Genomic DNA, 5,081 nt, shown 5'->3' with positions numbered 1-5,081 from the left:
TGCCGGCGACCTGGCTCACCCAACGGCTGCACGCGCGGCGGGACCGCGACGAGGACATCCCGACGACCTGGCGGGAGACCGTCGTCATGTGGTGGGCCGGGATGCGCGGCGTGGCGTCGGTGGCGCTCGCGCTGGCCATTCCGCTGAAGACGGACAGCGGCGCGCCGTTCCCCGACCGGGACGAGATCGTCTTCATCGCCTTCGGAGTGATCATCGCGACGCTCGTGCTCCAGGGGCTTACGCTGCCGTGGCTGGTCAGACGGCTGGGGGTGCGGGCGGACACCGAGCGTGAGAAGGCGTTCGAGGAGGAGCTGGCGGGGCGGGCGTCGAAGGCGGCCAGGAAGCGGCTGCGGGAGATCGAGGCGGTCGAGGACCTGCCGGAGGAGCTGTCCGAGCAGCTGCTGCGCAGGGCCTTCGACATCGGGCTGCGGATCAGCCCGCAGCTGGGGGACGAGGAGCGCCGGGAAGGGCACGACAGGCGGGTACGGCGGCTGAAGCGGGTGCGGCGGATCCACAACGAGATGCTGAGCGCGGCACGGCACGAGGTGCTGGCCGCGCGCAGTGAGCCGGGGGCCGACCCGGAGATCGTGGACCGGGTACTGCGCCATCTGGACGTACGCAGCCTGAGGTGACCCGCGGTCCGCGTGGGTACGCTCGGATCATGAGTCGCAACGTCGTCATCAGCGGGGGCGGTACGGGGATCGGACTCGCCGCGGCGCGGGCCTTCGCGGACGGCGGGGACCGGGTGCTGCTGCTCGGGCGGCGGGAGGAGGTGCTGCGCAGGGCGCAGGTGCCGGGCGCGCTGACGTACACCGCCGACGTGAGCGACGTGGCGGGCGTGCGGGGAGTCGCCCGGTTCGTGGCCGACGAGCTCGGGGCGGTGGACGTGCTGATCCACAGTGCCGGAGGGTCGGGGCGGCTGGAGCCGCGGGTGGAGCGGGAGGATCCGCTCGACCTCGTCGCCGACAACTGGCTGGTCAACTTCCGGATCAACACCCTGACCGCCGTGCTGCTCACCGAGGCCCTGAAGGACCGGCTCGCCGAGCCGGGCGGCCGGGTGCTGTTCCTCAGCTCCATCGCCGCGTACCGGGGCTCGGGCAGCGGCGCCTACGCCGCCTCCAAGGCCGCCCTGCACCCGTACGCCCACGACCTGGCCCGCCAGTTGGGCCCCCGCGGGATCACGGTGAACCTGGTCGCGCCGGGCTACGTCGAGGACACCGACTTCTTCGGCGACGGGATGGACGACGCCCGCCGCGCCCGGCTCATCGCCGAGACCTCCACCGGCCGCCCCGGCACCCCCGGCGACATCGCCGCCACCCTCCACTGGCTGGCCTCCCCGTCCGCCGCCCACATCACCTCCCAGATCATCCAGGTCAACGGCGGCGCGGAACGCGGCCACTGAGCCCTGCCGGGCGGGAGGGACCGGACACCTCGGCCTCCGGCCGCGGGCACCGGCAGGGCGGCCGCGCGGGAGCGGGGGCGCACCCGCCCGGTCGCCGGCCGGCCGCCGTGGCGGTGACCGGGCGGGGCCGGGGCCGGTCCCTCCGGCATCCGCCGGCCGACCGGTCAGCCGTGGTCTGTTCCCGGCTTGCCGAAGGCGAGCCGCATGGCGCCGTCGCGGGGCGGGGCGTGGCGGTCGGGGCGGCCCGGGGGCGGTACCGCGTCGGCCGTGCTGACGCGGGGGAGGGCGTAGGGGTGCTGCTCGCCGAGCCAGCGGAGGAGCTGCTCGCGGACCGTGACGCGGGCCGTCCAGATGTCGTCGGCGTCCTTCGCCGTCACCAGGGCCCGTACCTCGATCGTGGTCGGCGTGGTGTCCGTGATCACCAGGTTGTAGGCACGGCCGTCCCAGGCAGGGCACTCGCGCAGGATGTCGCGCAGCTTCTCGCGCATCGCGTCCATGGGCGCCGAGTGGTCCAGGTGGAAGTAGACCGTGCCGGTCATCTGCGGGGTGCCGCGGGACCAGTTCTCGAACGGGTTGGACGTGAAGTACGAGACCGGCATGGTGATCCGGCGCTCGTCCCAGGTCCGTACCGTCAGAAAGGTCAGCGTGATCTCCTCGACCGTGCCCCACTCTCCGTTCACGACCACGGTGTCGCCGATCCGCACCATGTCGCCGAAGGCGATCTGCAGCCCGGCGAACATGTTGCTCAGCGTGGACTGCGCGGCGACACCGGCGACGATGCCGAGGATGCCGGCCGAGGCCAGCAGCGAGGCACCGGCCGCGCGCATCGCCGGGAAGGTCAGCAGCATCGAGGCGGCGGCCACCACGATGACGATCGCGGAGACCACGCGCATGATCAGTTCGACCTGCGTGCGCACCCGCCGCACCCGGGCCGGATCCCGGTGGGCGCGGGAGCTGGCGTAGCGCGAGTACGACGTCTCCACGACGGCCCCCGCGATCCGGATCACCAGCCAGGCGGCCGACCCGATCAGCACCAGGGTCAGCGTCCGGCCGATGCCGGCCCGGTGCTCCTCCAGCAGCTCGGCCTGGTCGTAGGACCCTCTCAGCAGGGCCGCGCACAGCACGAGTTGGTACGGGACGCGGGCACGGCGCAGCAGGCCCCACAGCGGTGTGTCGTGGTGCCGTCCGTCGGCCTTGCGCAGCAGCAGGTCGGTGGCCCAGCCGATGAACAGGGTCAGGACGACTGCGCCGCCGACCACGATCAGCGGTCGGAGTATGTTCTCCATGCCTGGGCGCCTAACCGCCGGTGCGCGGGCATGAACATGTGACTTCCGTCCCATCCCGGGCACGGCCGCGGTCCGGCGCTGTCGTACCCGGCTGGCACCATGGCCTCATGAACATCATGCTCTTCCACTCGACCTACGGTCTCGGACCCGCGGTGCGGCAGGCCGCGGACCGGTTGCGTGCCGCGGGGCACGAGGTGTGGACGCCGGATCTCTTCGAGGGCCGTACGTTCGACTCGGTCGAGGAGGGCAGCGCCTTCAGGGACGAGGTCGGCAAGGACGAGCTGCTCAAGCGGGCCGTGCTGGCCGCGGCGCCCTACTCGGAGCGGGGTCTGGTCTACGCGGGCTTCTCGCTGGGCGCCGCGGTCGCACAGACCCTCGCCCTCGGCGACGACAAGGCCCGCGGCCTGCTGCTCCTGCACGGGACGTCCGACATCGCGCCGGACGCGAGCGTGGAGGGCCTGCCCGTCCAGCTGCACGTGGCCGAACCCGACCCGTTCGAGACGGACGACTGGCTCAGCGCCTGGTACCTGCGGATGGGCCGGATCGGCGCCGACGTGGAGGTCTACCGGTACGCGGGGGCGGGCCACCTCTACACCGACCCCGGACTGCCGGACTACGACGAGGAGGCCGCCGAGGCCACCTGGCGGGTGGCGCTCGGCTTTCTCGACAGCCTGTAGCCGGGGAGCCCGCGGCCGGGGCTACACCGGGTCGTACGTCCGCTCGACCTTCTGCGTGCCGCTGCGCGTGCGGTAGGAACGGGCCCAGGCGGAGGCCGCGTTCGGGCTGGTGCGGTCGGACAGCACGTAGTAGTCCATCTGCGCCCGGTCGGTGGTGATGTCCAGTACGCCGTAGCCGTGGCGGTCGGTGTCGACCCAGTGCACGTGCCGGTTGGCGGCGCGGATCACCGGCGCGGCGACCGCCGAGACCGTGCCCTCGGGGGCCTTGACGATGTCGTCGAGGTTGTCGGAGGTCACCGACGTGACCACGAACTCCGTGGCGGCCGACGCCGACAGCGGATACGTCCCGGCGTCCACGGGCACGTCGTTGGCCCACGCCATGTGGATGTCGCCGGTGAGGAAGACGGTGTTGCGGATGGCGTGGGAGCGCAGGTGGGCCAGCAGCTCCCGGCGGTCGTCGGTGTAGCCGTCCCACTGGTCGGTGTTGATCGCCAGGCCCTCCTGCGGCAGCCCCAGCAGTTTGGCCAGCGGCTTGAGCAGGTCCGCGGGGAGCGAGCCGACGACGAACGGGGAGACCATCACCGAGTTGCCGACCAGCCGCCAGGTGGTGTCGGACGCCTTCAGACCGGCCTTGAGCCAGTCGAGTTGGGCGCGGCCCGTGAGCGTACGGTCCGGGTCGTCGACCGAGCCGCTGCCCGTGGTGGCCTGCTGCGAGCGGAAGGAGCGCAGGTCCAGCAGGGACAGATCGGCCAGCTTGCCGAAGCGCAGCCGACGGTAGGTGGTGCCCTCGATCGCCGGGCGCACCGGCATCCACTCGAAGTAGGCCTGCTTGGCGGCCGCCTGGCGGGCGCTCCAGGTGCCCTCGGCGCCCTCGGTGTGGTTGACCGCGCCGCCCGACCAGGCGTTGTCGGCGAACTCGTGGTCGTCCCAGATCGCGATGACCGGCGCCCTGTGGTGCAGCGCCTGCAGGTCGGGGTCGGTCTTGTACTTGGCGTGCCGGGTGCGGTAGTCGGCGAGGGTGAGGATCTCGTGGGCGGGGGCGTGCGGTCGTACGACCCTGCCGCGGGCCGCGTACTCGCCGGATCCGTACTCGTAGATGTAGTCCCCGAGGTGCAGCCAGGCGTCCAGGTCGCCGCGGGCCGCGAGGTGGCGGTAGGCCGCGAAGTGGCCGGCCTCCCAGTTGGCGCAGGAGACCACGCCGAAGCGCAGGCCCGCGACGGCGGCGTCGTGGGCGGGCGCGGTGCGGGTGCGGGCGACGGGGGAGTCGGTGCCGTCGGCCGAGAAGCGGAACCAGTAGTCGGTGGCCGGCCTCAGGCCCCGGATGTCGGCCTTGACGGTGTGGTCGGAGGTGGCTGTCGCGATGGTCGTCCCCCGGGCGACGACGTCCGTGAACGCCTTGTCGGTGGCCACCGTCCAGTTCACCTCGGTGTCCGGGCCGAGCCCGGAGCCGGGTATCGCCTCGGGCACGGGGGTCACCCTGGTCCACAGCAGGACGCCGTCCGGCAGCGGATCACCGGAGGCGACACCGTGCAGGAAGGCGGGCGCCCCGGTGGCCGCCCGCGCGGGCAGCGCGGCGGCGAACGGCCCGGCCAGGACAGCGGTGGCCGCCGCGGCCTTGACGACCGTACGGCGGCTCGGGGCAAGGGAGTTGAGGCTCTCGAAGGATCTGTCTCGACTGGTCACGGCCGATCAGACTACTGACCAGTAGACGCGAGG

Annotated in this window: 5 protein-coding genes; 3 read left to right on the top strand and 2 right to left on the bottom strand. The window is 72.7% G+C overall.

What is annotated here, in order from left to right; all coding sequences use genetic code 11:
- The coding region (locus tag RH94_RS45755; protein ID WP_234426283.1) for a cation:proton antiporter domain-containing protein at positions 1-632 on the top strand (632 nt) is incomplete at its 5' end.
- Between the two features lie 29 nt (positions 633-661).
- Positions 662-1,402 carry an SDR family NAD(P)-dependent oxidoreductase gene (locus RH94_RS36255; protein WP_073952533.1) on the top strand — a complete coding sequence of 247 codons (741 nt, stop codon included), beginning with the start codon at positions 662-664 and terminating at the stop codon, positions 1,400-1,402.
- Positions 1,403-1,566: 164 nt separating this feature from the next.
- On the opposite strand, the gene RH94_RS36250 is transcribed toward RH94_RS36255, so the two are convergent.
- A complete protein-coding gene (locus RH94_RS36250; RefSeq protein ID WP_073952532.1) occupies positions 1,567-2,688 on the bottom strand; it encodes a mechanosensitive ion channel family protein in 1,122 nt (373 codons plus the stop codon).
- Between the two features lie 107 nt (positions 2,689-2,795).
- On the opposite strand from RH94_RS36250, the gene RH94_RS36245 reads away from it, so the two are divergent.
- Complete coding sequence (locus RH94_RS36245; RefSeq protein WP_073952531.1) at positions 2,796-3,365, top strand: dienelactone hydrolase family protein; 570 nt, start codon at positions 2,796-2,798, stop codon at positions 3,363-3,365.
- A 21-nt stretch (positions 3,366-3,386) separates the two neighbouring features.
- Here RH94_RS36245 and RH94_RS36240 read toward each other — a convergent pair whose 3' ends face one another.
- A complete protein-coding gene (locus tag RH94_RS36240; RefSeq protein WP_073952530.1) occupies positions 3,387-5,048 on the bottom strand; it encodes an alkaline phosphatase D family protein in 1,662 nt (553 codons plus the stop codon).
- Positions 5,049-5,081: the final 33 nt, after the last annotated feature.

Origin of the sequence: Streptomyces kebangsaanensis, from assembly GCF_001906585.1 — a bacterium.
Lineage (GTDB): Bacteria > Actinomycetota > Actinomycetes > Streptomycetales > Streptomycetaceae > Streptomyces > Streptomyces kebangsaanensis.
Note: the sequence above shows the minus strand (reverse complement) of the source record. Positions and strands in the feature narration are given on the sequence as shown.

Excerpts from the sequence above, each read along its gene's own strand:
- RH94_RS36255 (WP_073952533.1), top strand. The coding sequence starts at position 662 with ATGAGTCGCAACGTCGTCATCAGCGGGGGCGGTACGGGGATCGGACTC.
- RH94_RS36245 (WP_073952531.1), top strand. The coding sequence starts at position 2,796 with ATGAACATCATGCTCTTCCACTCGACCTACGGTCTCGGACCCGCGGTG.
- RH94_RS36250 (WP_073952532.1), bottom strand. The coding sequence starts at position 2,688 with ATGGAGAACATACTCCGACCGCTGATCGTGGTCGGCGGCGCAGTCGTC.